Here is an 18,791-nt window from a genome sequence, read left to right as displayed (position 1 = left end):
TAAGCACCGGAAAAGTCGTATATTTTGTCACTCCTCCGCTGCTATGCTACGACGGCTCACCATCTCTCATTGCCCTGCTGCGAGGATATTCCGTGGATCACTTACCCATTTTTTGCCAGTTGCGCGATCGCGACTGTCTGCTGGTCGGCGGCGGGGATGTTGCCGAACGCAAGGCGCGGCTGCTGCTCGATGCCGGCGCCAAATTAACGGTTAACGCCCTCGAATTCTCGCCACAGTTTCAGGTGTGGGCGGATGCGCAGATGCTGACGCTGGTAAAAGACCGCTTTAATCCCGAACTGCTCGACTGCTGCTGGCTGGCGATCGCCGCGACGGACGACAACGACGTTAACCAGCAGGTCAGCCAGGCGGCGGAAGCGCGACGCATCTTTTGCAACGTCGTGGATTCGCCGCAGCAGGCCAGCTTTATTATGCCCTCGATTATCGACCGCTCGCCGCTGATGGTCGCCGTCTCCTCCGGCGGGACGTCGCCGGTGCTGGCGCGGCTGCTGCGCGAAAAGCTGGAGTCGGTTCTGCCGCTGCATTTAGGCCAGCTGGCGCACTATGCCGGCCAGCTGCGGGCACGGGTGAAAAAACAGTTTGCCACGGTGGCCGAGCGTCGACGCTTCTGGGAAAAGCTGTTTATGAACGACCGCCTGGCGCAGTCGTTAGCCAATGAAGACCGGCAGGCCGTAGCCGATACCACCGAGCAGCTGCTGACCGAACCGCTGGATCACCGCGGTGAAGTCGTGCTGGTGGGCGCCGGACCGGGTGATGCCGGTCTGCTGACCCTGAAAGGGCTGCAGCAGATCCAGCAGGCGGATGTCGTGGTTTACGATCGTCTGGTCTCAGACGATATTATGAATCTGGTTCGCCGCGACGCCGACCGGGTATTCGTCGGCAAGCGTGCGGGCTACCACTGCGTACCGCAGGATGAGATTAATCAGATCCTGCTGCGGGAAGCGCAGAACGGCCGCCGTGTTGTGCGTCTGAAGGGCGGCGATCCGTTTATTTTCGGCCGCGGTGGCGAAGAGCTCGAAACCCTGTGTAATGCCGGTATTCCCTTCTCGGTGGTTCCGGGGATCACCGCCGCCTCCGGCTGCTCCGCCTATTCGGGTATTCCGCTGACCCACCGCGACTTCGCCCAGGGCGTACGCCTGGTCACCGGGCATCTGAAAACCGGGGCCGAGCTGGACTGGCAAAACCTGGCGGTAGAAAAGCAGACGCTGGTGTTTTATATGGGCTTAAACCAGGCGCCAGCGATCAGAGAGAAGCTTATTGCCCACGGCATGGCGGCAGATATGCCGGCGGCTATTGTTGAAAACGGTACGGCGGTCAGCCAGAAGGTGGTGACCGGCACCCTGGATCAGCTGGACGTGCTGGCGCAGCAGATGGCGAGCCCGGCGCTGATTATCGTCGGCCGCGTGGTGAGCCTTCGCGACAGGCTCAACTGGTTCTCTAACCACTAAGATTCGCCGCGCCTCTGCCCGCAGCGTGCTGAACGGGCGAGTAGCCATAACGACAGAAAAGCAAAAGGGCGGGATTAACCCGCCCTTTTTTTCAGCTTTGTGCGTGCGGTCTTTATCGCCGCCGCTTACGGCTTCGCAACAAAACCAATGGCTTCGTATACCGCTTTCAGCGTTTGTGAAGCGCGAGCGCTGGCTTTGTCTGCCCCGTCTCTCATCACCTGATTCAGGAAGGCTTCATCGTTACGGAAGCGGTTATAGCGCTCCTGCAGCTCAACCAGCATGCCGGACACCGCATCGGCTACTTCGCCCTTCAGATGACCGTACATTTTCCCGTCGAAGTGCTGCTCCAGCTCCGCAATGCTCTGGCCGGTCACGCCGGAGAGAATATCCAGCAGGTTAGATACGCCGGCTTTGTTCTGCTGGTCGTAGCGCACTACCGGCGGCTCGTCGGAATCCGTAACCGCACGCTTGATCTTTTTGACGACCGATTTCGGGTCTTCCAGCAGGCCAATCACGTTGTTGCGGTTGTCGTCCGACTTGGACATCTTTTTCGTCGGCTCAAGCAGCGACATGACGCGAGCGCCGGATTTAGGAATAAACGGCTCAGGAACCTTGAACACTTCGCCGTAGATTGCGTTGAAGCGCTGCGCGATATCGCGGCTCAGCTCCAGGTGCTGCTTCTGGTCTTCGCCCACCGGCACCTGGTTGGTCTGATAAAGCAGGATGTCTGCCGCCATCAGCACCGGATAATCAAACAGGCCGGCGTTAATGTTTTCCGAGTAGCGCGCGGACTTGTCCTTGAACTGGGTCATGCGGCTCAGCTCACCAAAATAGGTGTAGCAGTTCAGCGCCCAGCCCAGCTGCGCATGCTCCGGCACGTGCGACTGAACGAAGATGGTGCTTTTCGCAGGATCGATACCGCATGCCAGATAAAGCGCCAGCGTATCCAACGTGGCCTTACGCAGTTTCTCAGGATCCTGACGCGCGGTGATGGCGTGCAAATCGACGATGCAGTAGATGCAGTGATAGTCATCCTGCATGCCCACCCACTGACGCAGCGCACCCATGTAGTTGCCAATGGTCAATTCACCTGAGGGCTGTGCGCCACTAAAAACGATGGGCTTAGTCATTTTTTAATTCCTGAGTTTCACTGTACGGTAACCCGAGAGCGGGTAAGAGTTCGTTAAATTGATCAAAGACGTAATCCGGCTCGCTGAGCGCGATCGGCTCACCGTAGTTGTAGCCGTAGGTCAGGCCAACTGAGCCAAAGCCGGCCGCTTTCGCCGCCATGATATCGTTACGCGAATCGCCGACAAACAGCAGCTCAGCGGGAGCCAGCCCCAGCTTTTCCGCAACCCGCAGCAGCGGTTCGGGATGCGGCTTCTTGTTCTGTACATCGTCGCCGCCGATAACCACGGTAAAATATTTAGCGATATCCAGCGCGGCCAGCATCGGCGCAACGAACGGCGTCGGCTTGTTGGTGACCAGCGCCAGCGGCAGCCCTTTGGCGTGCAGAGCGCCCAGCGTATCGGCAACCGCCGGGAACAGGAAGCTGCCCTCTTCCGCGGCTTCAGCATAGTAGCGGTCAAACAGCTTGCGCAGCAGCGCCAGCTGCTCGGCCTGCGGGATATCATCGCGATCGGCGGAAGGTTTCCCCCCGGCCGCGCGAAGCGTTGCGCGCTCCTGGCGTGCCCAGGTAAGGGCGCGCTCCATCAGAACGTCCGCGCCGTTGCCAATCCAGGTGACAACGCGATCCTCTCCCGCCATCGGGAGTTCTAAAGCGTAAAGCGCGCTATCAACGGCCGCCGTCAGACCCGGCGCGCTGTCCACCAGCGTGCCGTCGAGGTCAAACGCGATACCGCGAATAGCCTGTAACTTATCCATGACTAACCTTCGCTAATTCACTGCGCATTTGATCGATGACTGTTTTATAGTCCGGCTGGTCGAAAATGGCCGAGCCGGCAACGAACATATCCGCCCCTGCGGCCGCAATATCCGCGATATTGCTAACTTTTACGCCGCCGTCGACTTCGAGGCGAATATCGTAGCCGGAGGCATCAATGCGCTGGCGAACTTCACGGAGTTTGTCGAGAGTCTGCGGAATGAAAGACTGGCCGCCGAATCCCGGGTTGACGGACATCAGCAGGATCACATCCAGCTTATCCATCACGTAATCAAGGTAGCTCAGCGGGGTTGCCGGGTTGAATACCAGGCCGGCCTTACAGCCGTGCTCTTTGATGAGCTGCAGGCTGCGATCGACGTGCTCTGACGCCTCCGGATGGAAGGTGATGATGCTGGCGCCCGCGGCGGCGAAATCAGGAATGATGCGGTCGACCGGCTTAACCATCAGGTGCACGTCGATAGGCGCGGTGATGCCATAGCCGCGCAGCGCTTTCAGCACCATTGGGCCGATAGTCAGATTCGGCACGTAGTGGTTGTCCATTACGTCAAAGTGCACAACGTCTGCACCTGCAGCCAACGCTTTGGCGGTATCTTCACCCAAACGGGCAAAATCAGCCGACAGAATCGAAGGGGCAATCAAATACTGCTTCATCCGCATCTCCTTGAAAATTATTTAGTCTTCGGCGGACGGTAAAGAGCAAGAAGCTCGTCCACCTTCTTTCGGGTACCACCGTTGCTGCTGATACTGCGTCGAACTTTGACGACGTGCAGTTTAGCCAGACGATACCATTCGCGGGTAAGCGCGGTATCGTGGTTAGAAATCAGAACCGGAACCCGCTGCTCGAACAGATTCTCCGCCAGCTGCGCCAGATGGGCCTGCTGTTCGGAATTAAAGCTGCTCGTATGGTACGCCGTAAAGTTCGCGGTAGCAGACAAAGGTGCGTACGGCGGGTCGCAGTAGACCACAGAAGCCCCGTCGGCTCGCGCCATGCTGTCGGCGTACGACTCGCAGTAGAAGTAGGCATTCTGCGCCTTCTGCGCAAAATGATACAGTTCAGCTTCGGGGAAGTAGGGCTTCTTATAGCGGCCAAAAGGCACGTTGAACTCACCGCGCAGGTTGTAGCGACACAGACCGTTGTAGCCATGGCGATTCAGATACAGGAACAGCACCGCACGACGAAGCGGGTCCTGGCTTTGATTGAATTCAGCCCGGAACTGGTAGTATCTCTCCGCCACGTTATTCTCAGGCGTAAACATCTCCTGCGCCGCGGCAACATAATCATCCGTCTGCGATTTGACGATGTTGTAAAGGCTAATCAGATCGCTGTTGATGTCCGCGAGGATATAACGAGAAAAGTCGGTATTAAGAAATACCGACCCGGCGCCCACAAAGGGCTCAATCAGACAGTCGCCCTGCGGCAAATGTTTTTTTATATCGTCAAGCAGGGGGTATTTCCCCCCTGCCCATTTCAGAAAAGCGCGATTCTTTTTCATGCTGCCTAAATAATTACACATTCTCCGGCTGTGGAGAAAGCTCCGACAGCACCCTGCGCTTAAGACTACGCCGCAGCTTACTTCAGGTCAGCCTGGACCTGATGCAGCGGTTTTGCCCACGGGTTTTTCGCCTGCACGTCCGCTGGCAAAGTCGCTACAGCGCGTTTAGCTTCATCTTTCGAAGCATAAATGCCGCTGACCAGCACATACCAGGGCTGACCGTTACGGGTAGTCTCATAGACGACGTACTTATCCAGCTTCTCTTTCTTCGCCCAGCTACTCAGATTGTTGTAGTTGGAGGAAGAGCTGAGCTGCAGGGTGTAGTTGCCGGACGGAGCGGCTTTCATCGAGCCCACGTCACCGGCAGTTTTGCCAGCAGAAGCGGCCGCTGTCGCCGCCGGAGCAGCGGTCGCTGCAGCAGTAGCGGTTGCAGCTGGCGCGGCGGCCGGAGTCGGCTTAGCCTGGGCAGTAGCGGCAGGTTTAGCTGGCTCGACGGCAGGCGTTTTCACCGGTGCCGCAGCGGCAGTGCTTTCGACACGCTTAGGCTGTGCCGGCTTCGACTCAACCGGTGCTTTCGCGGTAGCCATCGGCTTCGGCTCAATAACGGTGTGCTTACGCTCGGCCGGACGCGGTGCGGCGGCGGCGGTCTGCGTCTGGCGCTCGGTGGTTGCCTGACGCGGAGCCGTACCGTTGCGCATCGGGGCGACGGTTGCAGGTTCGGTCGGTAACGTCGAGCTTGCCACGGCGCTGTCAATCTGGCCCTGCTGCTGAGTCAGCGCGTTGTTCAGATCGCCCTGAACCTCGACGCGCTGCTGTCCCTGCGGCTCAGCGGTAGTCTGGCCCTGGGTTGGGTTAGACGCAATTGGCGGCAGAGAAACGTCCTGCTGCTGGGCGTTACCCGCGGTCTGGTCCTGCGTGGCAGGCTGAGCGCTGTTGTCCTGCGCGTCTGACAGATTGATACTCTTCTCACCTGTCGCCGCTTGTTCGTTCGAGGAAGACGGCGACTTCAGTGCAGAACCGATGCCGACAATCAGCAGCAGCAGCACGAGGATCCCCACCCCCATCATAATGTACTGGCGAGAGGCAGGCTTCGCTGGCGCTTTCTTACGCTTACGCGGACGGCGCTCAACCTGCTGCTCTTCGACCTCGTCTTCTTCAGACTCCAGGTCTTCTTCATACTCTTCTTCATCGCGCTCACGGCGTGCTTTACTGGCGCGCGTCGGACGGCTCTCGTCCGCATCAAGATCGACATCATCAAAATTGATCTGCGGATCGCTGTCGCGCTCGGAAGACTGACGGGAACGACCAGCACGACGATCGTTGCGATCGGCTTTCAAATCGTCTTCTGGTTTTAATTCATCCATTTAACACCCCACTAAAAGGCTTATGCTCACGACTATTGCATGTCACCTGAAATGATAACGCCGCGCGGACGCGGCTAGACCTTCTTATTGTTGCGCCTGCTCAGTATCAGCAATCGCGCCAAGAACTACATCGTGCGACACTCCGCCGCGAACTTCGCTTTTCCCTATAGCGAGCGGTAGCACCAGCCGCATTTCGCCTGCCAGCACCTTTTTATCACGCATCATGTGGGGCAGATACGCCTGCGCGGACATCTCCTGCGGCCCACTGACCGGCAGACCCGCACGCTGCAGCAGCGTAATAAGACGCTGCGTATCCTGCGCGCTGAACTGCCCTAATCGTTCGGACGTACGCGCAGCCATGACCATACCGGCAGCGACAGCCTCGCCGTGCAGCCAGTTACCGTAGCCCATTTCGGCCTCGATGGCATGACCAAAAGTATGTCCAAGATTCAGTAAAGCACGTAACCCGGTTTCACGCTCGTCGGCAGCAACAACTTCGGCTTTCAGCTCACAGCAGCGGCGAATACAGTACGCCATTGCTTTTTCATCCAGCGCCATCAGCGCATCGATGTTGTTTTCCAGCCAGTCGAAGAATTCACCGTCAAGGATGACGCCGTACTTAATGACTTCAGCCAGGCCGGAAGACAGTTCGCGCGCCGGCAACGTCTTAAGACAGTTGAGATCGACAACGACAGAAACTGGCTGCCAGAAGGCACCAATCATATTTTTACCGAGAGGATGATTGACGGCAGTTTTACCACCGACCGAAGAATCCACCTGCGACAGCAGGGTGGTTGGAACCTGAATAAAACGCACACCGCGCTGATAGCTAGCCGCAGCAAAGCCGGTTAAATCACCGACCACGCCGCCGCCGAGTGCTACCAGTGTGGTGTCACGGCCGTGCGGTTTTTGCAACAAAGCGGTGAAGACCGTATCCATCACCGTCAGGCTTTTGTACTGCTCGCCGTCGGGTAAAATAACACTGTCTACCTTAACACCCGCCTGCTCCAGAACGGAACGAACGTTATCCAGATAAAGCGGCGCCAGCGTTTCATTGGTGACCAGCATAACCTGGTCGCCTGATTGCAGTGGCTGAAAGGAAGCTGGATCGTTAAACAAACCAGCCGCGATGGTAATCGGGTAACTACGTTCCCCGAGAGTTACAGTAAGCCTCTCCATAACGCGACGTCCACCTCAGTTGCTTTTACTCTGACGCACTTTATTAAGCCAGAATCAATTGCTTTCCAGCATATGAATAATCTGGTTTGCCACCACTTTCGCACTCTGATCGTCAGTACGAATAGTGACGTCAGCAATCTCTTCATACAGCGGGTTGCGCTCGTCTGCCAACGCTTCAAGCACTTCGCGAGGCGGCGCTTCAACCTGTAATAGAGGACGCTTTTTATCGCGCTGCGTACGGGCAAGCTGTTTTTCGATCGTTGTTTCCAGGTAGACCACCACGCCGCGGGCGGAGAGACGGTTACGCGTTTCACGGGATTTTACAGAGCCGCCGCCTGTTGCCAGCACAATTCCCTGTTTTTCCGTCAATTCATTGATGATTTTTTCTTCACGATCGCGGAAGCCGTCTTCGCCTTCAACATCGAAGACCCAGCCAACGTCAGCGCCGGTGCGTTTCTCAATCTCTTGATCGGAATCGTAAAATTCCATGTTGAGCTGTTGGGCTAACTGGCGCCCAATAGTGCTTTTGCCGGCACCCATAGGCCCAACCAGAAAGATATTGCGTTTCTCTGCCATTTTTTCGGTACTACTAAGACTATTCGTTAATGATAAACCCGCTTCGCGAATACCCAGCGCAGCAGGACATGAACTGAAACCTCATATGCAATAGAGCGAGAGTCAGACTAAAAATTATCTCAATACTCCGGCAGGTTTGGCAACTGAATATACGCTTCATTATTCAAACTACCTCACCGTTGGCTGCACTTATTCGCCTCCAGGTGCATAGCTAGCTATGTTTCTGGGGGTGAACTTGCTTACCGCCTCAATACGTCTTGAACGATTATGAGAATAAATCACCGGACAAAAAGGGAGGATTGATGCCGAACCCGACTCTCAAATCGGTACCCCTTGTATGCTAAATCCGTCCTCACGTCAAACACCTGAAACGTGTTTAGCAAGAAAAACGCCTAATGCACTGCCAGAATCCGTGGGGTAATGAAGACAACCAGTTCGCGTCGCTCATTATCTTTCCCGTCCCGGCGAAACAGATGACCCAGCAGAGGAATATCGCCGAGTAGCGGAATACTGTCGCGGGCAGATTTGTTTTTTTGTGAAAAAATCCCTCCCAGCGCCAGGGTTTCACCGCTGTTCACCTCAACCTGGGTTTCAATTTCCTGCTTATCGATCGCCAGCACCTCGCCATTTTCCTGCTGCAGCACCTGACCCGGCGTATTTTCACTGATTCGCAGCTTCAGGCGCACGCGGTTCTGCTGCAGCACCGTTGGCGTGACCTCCATTCCCAGCACGGCCTCTTTGAACTCGACCGACGTTGCGCCGCTCTCTCCCCGGGAAACCTGATAGGGTATTTCGCTCCCCTGCTTGATGCTGGCGGGCTGCATATGGGAAGCCAGCAGCCGCGGGCTGGCGATGATGTCGACCTGCTGCTTTTGCTCCAGCGCCGACAGCTCCAGCGCCAGCAGGCGCCCGTTGATGCGCCCGATATTAAAGCCCGTGCGCGTACTGGCATTGCCTACCGCCAGCTGGCTGCCCAGCGCAGTGAACTTGCCTGAACCCGGCACGCTGCTGGCTTCAGCCAGGCTCCATTTCACCCCCAGCTCGCGCAGGCTGGTTTCACTCATTGAGACAATATGCGCCGCCAGCTCTACCTGACCGACGGGCAGGTCCATCTCCAGAGCCCAGGCCTTCAGCGCGGTCAGATGCTCAGCGTCATCCCGAATCAGCAGCCGGTTGGTGCGCTTATCGACGGTCAGGCTACCGCGCGGGCTGAGCAGCCTGTCGCCGTCCTTCGCCAGCTCGCCCGCATCGGCATAGCGCAGCACGATGCTATGCCGCTGCAGCGGGAGATTCTGTTTTCGCTTTGCGCGATCGGACTCAAGCTGCACCTGCTGTGCTTTTTTCCACGCCAAAGTATGCACGTACAGAATCGTTCCCTGCTGGCTGAACGTCAGCCCGGCGCTATCGACGACTGACCGCAGGGCCTGCTGCCAGGGAACGTTGTGCAGCTGCAGCGAGAGCGTCCCGCTCACGTCGGAAGCGACCACCAGATTCTGCTGCCGCAGCGCCGCCAGCGTTTGTAGCACCTGAACCACCGGGGCCTCATCGACCACCAGAGAGATCGGCGGCTCTTTCCTGGCCGCCGCTGCCGCCAGCGGCAGCAGAAATAACAGGCTTATCCATCGCATCTTTTTTTTCCTCACGCAGCCAGCGCCAGTGCAGAGGGTCGCATCCCGGCCCCGTCGTTATTTCGATTTTTTCCGCCGTCAGCAGGCTTATCTTCCAGCCGGCTGCGAGGGTGTCGTTTACCCTCACCCGACGCCACTTTCCCGCGCTGTCCTGCAGGATTCCGATCCACTGCTGCGGGGAGCCTATCGCCCCGCCGTAGCGCCACTGCGTCAGCGCCGCCACCTGACAGCGATCTTCCGCCGGCTGGAAGGGGTCACGCGCCTCGCCGGCCAGCGGCAGAGGCACAGACAGCAGCAGCGCCAGGCGCCACCCTTTACTCCGCATCTTCGGCCTCCAGCTGCAGGCTCAGCCGCAGCACCCGCTTCTGCGGCTGTAGCGAAAACGCGGCAACCCGCATCCCGCAGTCTGCCAGCCAGGAAAACAGCGCCGGTACCGACGGCCAGCGAAGCTCAAGCACCATCTCCCCGCCTCTCCCTGCGGGCTTCCAGGCAATGAGCGCCGCCCCATCGACCGGCAGATGAAGCGGGGAAAAAACCCGCTCCGCGGGCCCGGAGACCGCCTCCCGGGCAAGGGCTGCCCGCAGCGGGAGCAGCTTCAGCCACTGCTGGCGCAGACGATCCGAGCGAACGCTTTCCTGCGCCAGCGGCGGAGATATCAGCCATAAACCGCCGGCGAGGGTGAGCGGCAAGGCGACTGCCAGCATTAGCCAGTCGCCGCGCAGGCGGAAAAGTGATGCCTTCCCGCGCTCAATAAGTGCCCGCATAAAGGCTTTCTCCTGCAAGGGAAAAGCTAAACAGCCAGCGGCCACCGGTATCACGCCGGGTTTCGCCGGTTTTGGCCGGCCGAAATCCATCGACCGTCGTCAGGGCGGCTTCCAGCGCCGATAAGGCGTTCAGGCGTAGGGTCAGGCCGCTGAGGGTCAGGGTGTTTTGCTGATACTCCAGTCGGGTTAGCCAGGCCTGTTCCGGCATCAGCGACGCAATCCTGCGAAGCCGCGGCTGCCAGGCTCGGGTCAGCTCTCGCTGCTGGTGGCGCAAGCGCTGCTTTTCATGCTGCTGGAGCTGCTCCTGCATCAGGCGTTGACGCTGCTGGAGCGCCGCATAAAGCTGATTTTCGGCAGCTGATCTCACCGCTTTGAGCCTGTCGTCAGCCTCGCGCGACGCCCGGGAAACCGACAGCGCCAGCAGCAGACCCAGCAGCAGCCCGCCGGCGGAGAGTAGCCAAAGTCGCAGCCGCTGCCGCCGACGGGCTGCTCGCCAGGGAAGAAGGTTGATAGCCTGCGCCACGCTCAGTGCACTCCCAGCGCGAGGCCCAGCGCCACGGCGAAGCTGTCGCCGCAGGCGGGGAGCGGAGGCTGCAGGCGATGGATCACGCGCCACGGGTCAAAGCGACATTCGTCGGCAGGCCGGGTCGAACAAAGCCCGAGCTGTCGGGCGTTTAATCGCGCAGAGAGCTGAGCAAATGCGGCGACTTCAGCCCGCGAACAGCTGCCCCAGCTATCCGGCAAAGCCCATATCCAGTGCATTTCATCGTGCCACGCCAGGCCTGAGAGTTCTGCCGGTAGCCAGGGGAAAAAGGCGCTCAGCGCGCTGGCATCGGGAACAATGGCGCTCACCCTGAGCTTTAGCCGGGCGGCAAGCTGGCGCAGCGCGTCGATATCGAGTCGCTGAGCGGCGGTGACCCGCCACTCGCTGGCGTCCGGGGATGCGCTATAATCGACGCATAGCGAGGATGCGGGCATTTCCAGCTGCTGCGCCATGGCGCTGGCCGCCCACATCGCCTGCTCGCTTTCACGCAGAGAGAGCTGGGGGGACGGGACTCTTTTTTGCAGCGTTCGGCTGGCCGGAAACGCGATACTCACCTGATGCTGTAGCGGCAGCTCTCGTCGCCAGCCGCGCAGCCGCTCGGCCAGCGCCATGCCGTCAGCCACCTGTCCATTCCGGACGATGCCGGGTGCCAGCGCGATATGCCACCAGCGACACAGCGCCCAGCGGGAGCGCTCAAACCGCAGCGCCACGATCGCTATCTTATCCTGCTGGATGTGCATCCCTATTCGCCAGTTCCTGAAAGCCATGGTGATATCTCCTTATCCGCCGTTACGGTTGAGCTCTATCAATGCACCAGGCTTGCCTTTATACTACCGCGCGTTTGTTTATAAACTGCCCAAATAAAACTAAATGGGAAATCTCCGGTGAAGTTCGTAAAGTATCTATTCATCCTTGCAGTCTGTTGCGTTCTGCTGGGTGCAGGCTCGATTTTTGGCCTTTATAAATATATTGAGCCACAGCTCCCCGACGTCGCGACCCTGAAGGATGTGCGCCTGCAGATCCCGATGCAGGTCTACAGCGCGGATGGCGAGCTTATTGCGCAATATGGCGAGAAGCGCCGTATTCCCGTAACCCTGCAACAAATGCCGCCTGAGCTGCTCAAAGCGTTTATTGCCACCGAAGACAGCCGTTTTTACGAGCATCATGGCGTCGACCCGGTCGGTATTTTCCGTGCGGCCAGCGTCGCCATGTTCTCTGGCCATGCGTCGCAGGGCGCCAGCACCATCACCCAGCAGCTGGCGCGTAACTTCTTCCTGAGCCCGGAGAAGACGCTGATGCGTAAGATCAAAGAGGCCTTCCTCGCGATCCGCATCGAGCAGCTGCTGAGCAAAGATGAAATCCTTGAGCTGTACGTCAATAAAATCTACCTCGGCTATCGCGCCTACGGCGTTGGAGCCGCAGCTCAGGTCTATTTTGGTAAATCGGTCGACCAGCTCAGCCTGAGCGAAATGGCCGTCATCGCCGGTCTGCCGAAGGCGCCGTCGACCTTTAACCCGCTGTACTCGCTCGACCGCGCGACCGCCCGCCGCAACGTGGTGCTGGCGCGTATGCTGAGCGAAGGCTATATCACGCAGCCTCAGTACGACCAGGCGCGCGGGGAAGCGATCGATGCCCGATACCATGCGCCGGAAATCGCCTTCTCCTCGCCGTACCTCAGCGAGATGGTGCGTCAGGAGATGGTTAACCGCTACGGCGAAAAGGCCTATGAAGACGGCTATCGCGTCTACACCACGATCACCCGTAAAAACCAGCAGTCCGCCCAGCAGGCGGTACGTAATAACGTGCTGGACTACGATATGCGCCACGGCTACCGCGGGCCGTCAGCGGTGCTGTGGAAAGTGGGTGAAACCCCGTGGGACAACAAGAAAATCATCGCGACCTTAAAAAATCAGCCCGGCTCCGGGCCGCTCTCTCCGGCGGTCGTGACGTCGGCTAATCCGCAGGAAGCCGTTGCGCTGCTCGGCGACGGCACCTCGGTGATGCTGAATATGGAGGGCGTTCGCTGGGCTCGTCGCTTTATCTCCGATACTCAGCAGGGCGCTACGCCGCGCAAAGTGACCGATGCAGTGCAAACGGGACAACAGATCTGGGTCCGCCAGGTGGGCAGCAGCTGGTGGCTGTCGCAGGTACCGGACGTGAACTCGGCGCTGGTCTCCATTAACCCGCAAAATGGCGCCATTATCGCGCTGGTCGGCGGCTTCGACTTTAACCAGAGCAAGTTTAACCGCGCCACTCAGGCCTTGCGTCAGGTGGGGTCGAACATTAAGCCGTTCCTCTACACCGCGGCGATGGATAAAGGCTTAACCCTGGCGAGCATGCTCAACGATGTGCCCATTTCCCGCTGGGATGCCGGCGCGGGTTCTGACTGGCAGCCGAAAAACTCCCCGCCGCAGTACGCGGGCCCCATTCGTCTGCGTCAGGGGCTGGGACAGTCGAAAAACGTGGTGATGGTTCGCGCGATGCGCGCGATGGGCGTTGATTACGCAGCGGAATATCTGCAGCGCTTCGGCTTCCCGGCGCAGAACATCGTGCACACCGAATCGCTGGCGCTGGGCTCTGCCTCGTTTACGCCGCTGCAGGTTGCCCGCGGCTACTCGGTGATGGCTAACGGCGGTTTCCTGATTACACCGTTCTTTATCAGCAAGATAGAAAACGATCAGGGCGGCGTCATCTTCGAAGAGCGGCCGAAAGTTGCCTGCCCGCAGTGCAACTCCCCGGTGATTTACGGCGATACGCCGAAGTCCAACGTTCTGGAGAATAAAGACGTCGAAGAGGTCGCAACCTCGGAAGATCCGCAAAACCCGGCAGTGCCGCCGCAGCCGCAGCTTGAGCAGGCGAACCAGGCCCTGGTGGCCCAGAGCGGAGCGCCGGAATACGCGCCGCACGTGATTAATACGCCGCTGGCCTTCCTGATCAAAAGCGCGCTGAACAGCAACATCTTCGGCGAACCGGGCTGGATGGGAACCGGCTGGCGCGCCGGCCGCGATCTACAGCGCCACGATATCGGCGGCAAAACGGGGACCACCAACAGCTCGAAAGATGCGTGGTTCTCAGGCTATGGCCCAGGCGTCGTGACGTCAGTATGGATTGGCTTTGACGACCACCGACGCGATCTGGGCCGTACAACCGCTTCCGGCGCCATTAAAGAGCAGATCTCCGGTTACGAAGGCGGGGCAAAAAGCGCCCAGCCGGCCTGGGATGACTTTATGAAGAGAGTGCTTGAAGGCGTGCCGGAAGAGCCGCTAACGCCGCCGTCTGGCATCGTCACGGTGAATATCGATCGCAGCACCGGCCAGCTGGCCAGCGGCGGCAATAGTCGTGCGGAGTACTTTATTGACGGCACGCAGCCCACCCGGCAGGCGGTACATGAAGTGGGGACGACCCTCACCGACGGCGGGGGAGAGACCCACGAGCTGTTCTGACAAAAAAAGCGCCTGCGGGCGCTTTTTCTTTTTCATCCATTCGTACGGGCGATGCCCAGAATCGCCTCGAGGGGCGTCTTCGGACTACAGTCGCCCCTGCGCCTGTAGCCATTCGCGCAGCAGGAACAGCGCGCTGACGTTTCGCGCTTCGTTAAAATCTTCTTCGTCCAGCAACGTCATCAGCTCGGAAAGCGGCCAGCGCACCTGCGGTAAAGGTTCCGGCTCATCGCCAGGCAGCGACTCAGGATAGAGATCTTCGGCAACCAGAATATTCATTTTGCTGGAAAAGTAGGACGGTGCCATGCTCAGCTTTTTCAGAAACGTCAGCTTCTGCGCGCCGAAGCCAACCTCTTCTTTCAGCTCGCGGTTGGCCGCTTCCAGCACGCTTTCACCCGGATCGATCAGCCCTTTCGAGAAACCTAACTCGTAGGACTCCGTTCCTACCGCATATTCGCGAATCAGAATAATATGGTCATCGACAATCGGCACAATCATCACGGCTTCACGCGTAGAAGGCCGCATGCGTTCATAAACGCGGCGCACGCCGTTGCTGAATTCCAGATCCACGCTTTCAACGTTAAAAAGACGCGAACGCGCTACCGTTTCAACATTGAGAATGGTGGGTTTTTGTAATGATTTGCTCATCGTCATCGGTCTATGCTGTGATTACAGAGGTCATTGTGCGATATGGAGCACGCTTTCGGCAATTCAATTCGCCACTAATTTACATAGTTGCAACGTATTAGCGCTCAATGAGAGAATCATAAAGATAAAAAAGTCAATAGGTTGAAATGTATTTGAGAATTTACCGATTCCTGCATTTTAACGTTTTTGATAAGCTTGTATGCTGCTGTAACGCACAATAAATTTTCCCTTACTTACACAATATCTGCCGGTAGCAAACTGCAGGCTCACGCGACGAGCCTCTCCCGTCGGGCGTAAGTGTCGCCGGCAGTCTGAGCGGATAGCGCGCAGAAACCGAAGCGTACCCAGCGTACCCGAGGATTTCGCGCTCTTCCCAGGCCCATAATCGCAGGTAACATAATCCTGAAGGATGGCTTTTGAGTGTTAATGGCAGCCAACGATACCGCTAAGAAAAGAGTAACTATGATGGGATGGGCATGGGCACCTTTCTGATTTTCTTCACGGCACTGCTGCTCTGCGCACTGCTGATCGGGTGGTGGTATCGCGCGCATGCCAGGCGTCGTCGCCTCCCTTTACTGCACGCCTTCAGCGATGCCGCTACGCGCAAGCTCTCCGCCGAGGAGCGCCGGGCGGTAGAAAAGTACCTCGAAGGACTTAGCCAGGCGCAGAAGATACCGGCCACCGGCGCCAGCGTTGCGCCGGTCTCTCTGACGCTGAACGCGCAGAGCGAGACCGTTATTACGGTAACCCGGGCCATCACCCGCTATGGCATCACCACCGACGATCCGAACAAATGGCGCTACTTCCTTGATTCGGTGGAGGTTCACCTGCCGCCTTTTTGGGAGCAGCACATCAACGACGAAAATAGCGTCGATCTGATCCCAACCGACAGCCTGCCGCTGGTTATTGCCCTCAACGGCCACGCGCTCAGCGACTACCCGCAGGAGGCCCGCGGCTACGCGCTTGAAAGGGCGTCGGCTACCCAGGCCTCCATCCGCGGTGAAGAGAGTGAGCAGGTTGAGCTGCTGAATATTCGCCAGGAGACCGCCGAAGAGCACGCGCTTAGCCGCCCCGACGGTCTGCGCGAGGCGGTCCTGATCGTGGCCGCGTTCCTGCTGTTTTACTTCAGCCTGATCAGCCCCTACGTTTTCACGCCCTGGCTGCTCGGCGGCGGGCTCCTGCTGCTGCTCGCTGGCCTGTGGGGAATGTATGCTCCGCCGCGTAAAAACGCGCTGCGGGAGATCCACTGCCTGCGGGGAATGCCAAAACGCTGGGGTCTGTTTGGTGAAAACGATCAGGAGCACATCAATAATATCTCCCTGGGGATCATCGACCTGATCTATCCCCGCCACTGGCAGCCCTGGATTACCCAGGATCTCGGCCAGCAAACGGATGTCGATATCTATCTCAGCCGTCATGTCGCGCGCCAGGGACGCTTCCTGTCGCTACACGATGAGGTCAGGCACTTCCCGCTCCAGTACTGGCTACGCAGCACCATAATTGCCGCCGGCGCCCTGCTGGTGGTGGTGATGCTGTGGGCCAGCGTGCCGCTGAATATGCCGTTTAAATTCACGCTTTCGTGGCTCAAGGGCGCGCAGACCATCGAAGCGACGACCGTCGCTCAGCTGGAGAAGTCGCAGGTCCGCATCGGCGATACCCTGCGGCTGAAGGGCACCGGCATGTGCAATATCCACACTCCGGATACCTGGACGGCAAAAAAAGAGAACTCGCCGTTTATGCCGTTTGACTGCTCGCAAATCGTCTGGAACGATGCCCCTCCCCTGCCGCTGCCGGAGTCCGACATCGTCGGCAAAGCCACCGCGCTGATGCAGTCCGTCCAGCGCCAGCTGCATCCTGACCCGGACGATGATTCACGCGTTAGCCCGGCGCTGCGCTCGGCTATTCAGAAATCGGGAATGGTGCTGCTGGATGATTTTGGCGATATCGTTATCAAAACCAATAGCCTGTGCTCGGCGCAGGATGACTGTACGCGCCTGAAGAATGCGCTGGTCAACCTTGGCAATACGCGCAGCTGGGATGCCCTGACCAAACGCGCCAGCTCGGGCAAACTGGACGGCATCAACGTGCTGCTACGCCCGGTCAGCGCCGAGTCGCTGGAAAACCTGGTGACCACCTCCACGGCGCCGTTCGTGATCCGCGAAACGTCGCGCGCGGCGCAGGCGCTGAACAGCCCGGCTCCCGGCGGTTTTTTAATCGCCAGCGATGAGGGCAGCGATCTGGTCAATCAGCCGTGGCCAACCGTCAGCCTGTATGATTACCCTGCCCACGAGCAGTGGGGCGAGCTGCAGCGGCTGGCCGGAATGCTGATGCATACGCCTTTCCACGCCGAGGGCATCGTCACCAATCTCTATACCGATGCCAACGGCACGCAGCATATCAATCTGCACCGCATTCCCGATCGCTCAGGGCTGTGGCGCTATCTCGGCACGACGCTGCTGCTGCTGGCGATGCTCGGCTGCATGTCCTGGCACGGCGTGCTGGCAATCCGCCGCTACCAGCGCCATCGCCAGCGGATGGAAGAAATTGAGAAGTATTATGAAAGCTGCCTGAACCCGGTACTCATCTCCTCGCCGGAACATCACGAGTAATCCTTTGCGCGACGGGGTGTGTTAACCTGTCGCGCATTTCCCCTCGCTGGAGACTCACCATGCACTTTGATATCGCCTGGCAGGAGGTTGATACCGTTCTGCTGGATATGGATGGCACCCTGCTCGACCTCGCCTTCGACAACTATTTCTGGCAAAAGCTGGTTCCGGAAACCTGGGGAGCCGCCCGCGGCCTTAACCTGCAGGAGGCCAGAGAAGCGATGCACCAGGAGTATCACGCGGTGCAGCATACGCTAAACTGGTACTGTCTTGATTACTGGAGCGAGCGCCTGAATTTGGATATTCGTGCGATGACCAGCGAACAGGGGCCGAAGGCCGCCCTGCGCGAAGATACCGTACCGTTCCTTGATGCTCTCAAAGCCAGCGGCAAGCGGCGGATCCTGCTGACCAACGCCCATCCGCACAACCTGGCGGTCAAACTCAAGCACACCGGCCTTGATGCACACCTTGATTTATTGCTTTCCACCCACACATTTGGTTATCCGAAAGAGGATCAGCGCCTGTGGCGTGCGGTGGCTGAGGAAACCGGCTTCGATGCGCATAAAGCGCTGTTTGTTGATGACAACGAGGCGATCCTCGATGCGGCAGCACAGTACGGCATTCGCTACTGTCTTGGGGTGACCAATCCTGATTCCGGGCTGGCGGAAAAGCGCTACGCCCGCCATCCTGGCATGAATGATTACCGGCGCCTGATCCCCTCGCTGACGCAATAAGGAGAGGCCATGAAAGAGAAGCCCGTCGTCGCCATCAGGCTGGACAAATGGCTTTGGGCAGCCCGCATCTATAAAACCCGTGCGCTGGCGCGCGAGATGATTGAAGGCGGCAAGGTGCACTATAACGGACAGCGCAGCAAGCCTGGAAAAATCGTCGAGCTGGACGCCACCCTGACGCTACGCCAGGGCAACGACGAACGCACCGTCGTCGTAAAAGGCATTACTGAACAGCGACGGCCCGCCAGCGAAGCCGTCGCGCTGTACGAAGAGACGGTAGAGAGCATCGAGAAACGCGAAAAAATGGCGCTGGCGCGCAAAATGAACGCGCTAACCATGCCGCATCCCGACAGACGTCCGGACAAGAAAGAGCGCCGCGACCTGATGAGATTTAAACACGGCGATAGTGAATAACGGCCTGAACCCAGGCAGCGCTGTTGCCAGCAAGA

At 58.6% G+C, this 18,791-nt stretch carries 18 protein-coding genes; 5 read left to right on the top strand and 13 right to left on the bottom strand.

The annotated features are described in order from the left end of the window. Positions 1-92 precede the first annotated feature (92 nt). Positions 93-1,466 carry a siroheme synthase CysG gene (gene cysG, locus M2416_RS23630; protein WP_076946136.1) on the top strand — a complete coding sequence of 458 codons (1,374 nt, stop codon included), beginning with the start codon at positions 93-95 and terminating at the stop codon, positions 1,464-1,466. 125 nt (positions 1,467-1,591) lie between these two features. Here the strand turns inward: cysG and trpS are convergent, their stop codons facing one another. From trpS to M2416_RS23570, 12 genes are all read right to left on the bottom strand, one after another. After that, a complete protein-coding gene (trpS, locus tag M2416_RS23625; protein ID WP_076946137.1) occupies positions 1,592-2,596 on the bottom strand; it encodes a tryptophan--tRNA ligase in 1,005 nt (334 codons plus the stop codon). Then, positions 2,589-3,350 carry a phosphoglycolate phosphatase gene (gene gph / locus M2416_RS23620; RefSeq protein ID WP_076946138.1) on the bottom strand — a complete coding sequence of 254 codons (762 nt, stop codon included), beginning with the start codon at positions 3,348-3,350 and terminating at the stop codon, positions 2,589-2,591. The genes trpS and gph overlap by 8 nt, the downstream gene beginning before the upstream one ends. Further along, positions 3,343-4,020, bottom strand: coding sequence for a ribulose-phosphate 3-epimerase (gene rpe / locus M2416_RS23615; RefSeq protein ID WP_041142999.1), 678 nt, complete (start codon positions 4,018-4,020; stop codon positions 3,343-3,345). The genes gph and rpe overlap by 8 nt, the downstream gene beginning before the upstream one ends. Before the next feature lie 17 nt (positions 4,021-4,037). After that, entirely contained in the window at positions 4,038-4,862 is an 825-nt protein-coding gene (gene dam / locus M2416_RS23610) for an adenine-specific DNA-methyltransferase (RefSeq protein ID WP_076946139.1), read from the bottom strand. Positions 4,863-4,939: 77 nt separating this feature from the next. Next, complete coding sequence (gene damX, locus M2416_RS23605) at positions 4,940-6,226, bottom strand: cell division protein DamX (RefSeq protein WP_076946140.1); 1,287 nt, start codon at positions 6,224-6,226, stop codon at positions 4,940-4,942. 84 nt (positions 6,227-6,310) lie between these two features. Then, the gene (aroB, locus tag M2416_RS23600; protein WP_076946141.1) at positions 6,311-7,405 is read right to left on the bottom strand and encodes a 3-dehydroquinate synthase; all 1,095 of its coding nucleotides are present in this window, start codon (positions 7,403-7,405) and stop codon (positions 6,311-6,313) included. 54 nt (positions 7,406-7,459) lie between these two features. Beyond that, the gene (gene aroK, locus M2416_RS23595; protein ID WP_004868452.1) at positions 7,460-7,981 is read right to left on the bottom strand and encodes a shikimate kinase AroK; all 522 of its coding nucleotides are present in this window, start codon (positions 7,979-7,981) and stop codon (positions 7,460-7,462) included. A 392-nt stretch (positions 7,982-8,373) separates the two neighbouring features. Further along, positions 8,374-9,609: a DNA uptake porin HofQ gene (hofQ, locus tag M2416_RS23590; RefSeq protein ID WP_076946142.1), complete on the bottom strand. Its 1,236-nt coding sequence runs from the start codon at positions 9,607-9,609 to the stop codon at positions 8,374-8,376. Beyond that, the gene (locus M2416_RS23585) at positions 9,524-9,934 is read right to left on the bottom strand and encodes a DUF2531 family protein (RefSeq protein ID WP_259227177.1); all 411 of its coding nucleotides are present in this window, start codon (positions 9,932-9,934) and stop codon (positions 9,524-9,526) included. The genes hofQ and M2416_RS23585 overlap by 86 nt, the downstream gene beginning before the upstream one ends. Then, a complete protein-coding gene (locus tag M2416_RS23580) occupies positions 9,924-10,373 on the bottom strand; it encodes a HofO family protein (RefSeq protein WP_259227175.1) in 450 nt (149 codons plus the stop codon). Before M2416_RS23580 ends, M2416_RS23585 begins: the two co-directional genes overlap by 11 nt. Next, entirely contained in the window at positions 10,357-10,896 is a 540-nt protein-coding gene (locus tag M2416_RS23575; protein ID WP_259227173.1) for a PilN domain-containing protein, read from the bottom strand. The genes M2416_RS23580 and M2416_RS23575 overlap by 17 nt, the downstream gene beginning before the upstream one ends. A gap of 2 nt (positions 10,897-10,898) precedes the next feature. Beyond that, a complete protein-coding gene (locus M2416_RS23570; RefSeq protein WP_259227171.1) occupies positions 10,899-11,684 on the bottom strand; it encodes a type IV pilus biogenesis protein PilM in 786 nt (261 codons plus the stop codon). A gap of 117 nt (positions 11,685-11,801) precedes the next feature. Between M2416_RS23570 and mrcA the strand changes: the two genes are divergently transcribed. Further along, positions 11,802-14,360, top strand: coding sequence for a peptidoglycan glycosyltransferase/peptidoglycan DD-transpeptidase MrcA (gene mrcA / locus M2416_RS23565; RefSeq protein WP_041143008.1), 2,559 nt, complete (start codon positions 11,802-11,804; stop codon positions 14,358-14,360). Positions 14,361-14,444: 84 nt separating this feature from the next. Here the strand turns inward: mrcA and nudE are convergent, their stop codons facing one another. Then, complete coding sequence (gene nudE / locus M2416_RS23560) at positions 14,445-15,005, bottom strand: ADP compounds hydrolase NudE (RefSeq protein ID WP_041147478.1); 561 nt, start codon at positions 15,003-15,005, stop codon at positions 14,445-14,447. Between the two features lie 476 nt (positions 15,006-15,481). Here nudE and M2416_RS23555 point away from each other — a divergent pair, with 476 nt between their 5' ends. The 3 genes from M2416_RS23555 to hslR are packed head-to-tail and all read left to right on the top strand — an operon-like array spanning position 15,482 to position 18,756. Further along, positions 15,482-17,614 (top strand): intracellular growth attenuator family protein, encoded by a 2,133-nt coding sequence (locus M2416_RS23555; protein ID WP_259227169.1) that lies wholly within the window; start codon positions 15,482-15,484, stop codon positions 17,612-17,614. A gap of 59 nt (positions 17,615-17,673) precedes the next feature. After that, positions 17,674-18,345: a GMP/IMP nucleotidase gene (gene yrfG, locus M2416_RS23550; protein ID WP_259227166.1), complete on the top strand. Its 672-nt coding sequence runs from the start codon at positions 17,674-17,676 to the stop codon at positions 18,343-18,345. Between the two features lie 9 nt (positions 18,346-18,354). Next, on the top strand, positions 18,355-18,756 hold the full coding sequence (hslR, locus tag M2416_RS23545; protein ID WP_041143011.1) for a ribosome-associated heat shock protein Hsp15: 402 nt from the start codon (positions 18,355-18,357) through the stop codon (positions 18,754-18,756). Positions 18,757-18,791: the final 35 nt, after the last annotated feature.

Origin of the sequence: Klebsiella sp. BIGb0132 (assembly GCF_024810075.1) — a bacterium.
GTDB classification, from domain to species: domain Bacteria; phylum Pseudomonadota; class Gammaproteobacteria; order Enterobacterales; family Enterobacteriaceae; genus Klebsiella; species Klebsiella terrigena.
This window is presented reverse-complemented; position numbering and strand designations above follow the sequence as displayed.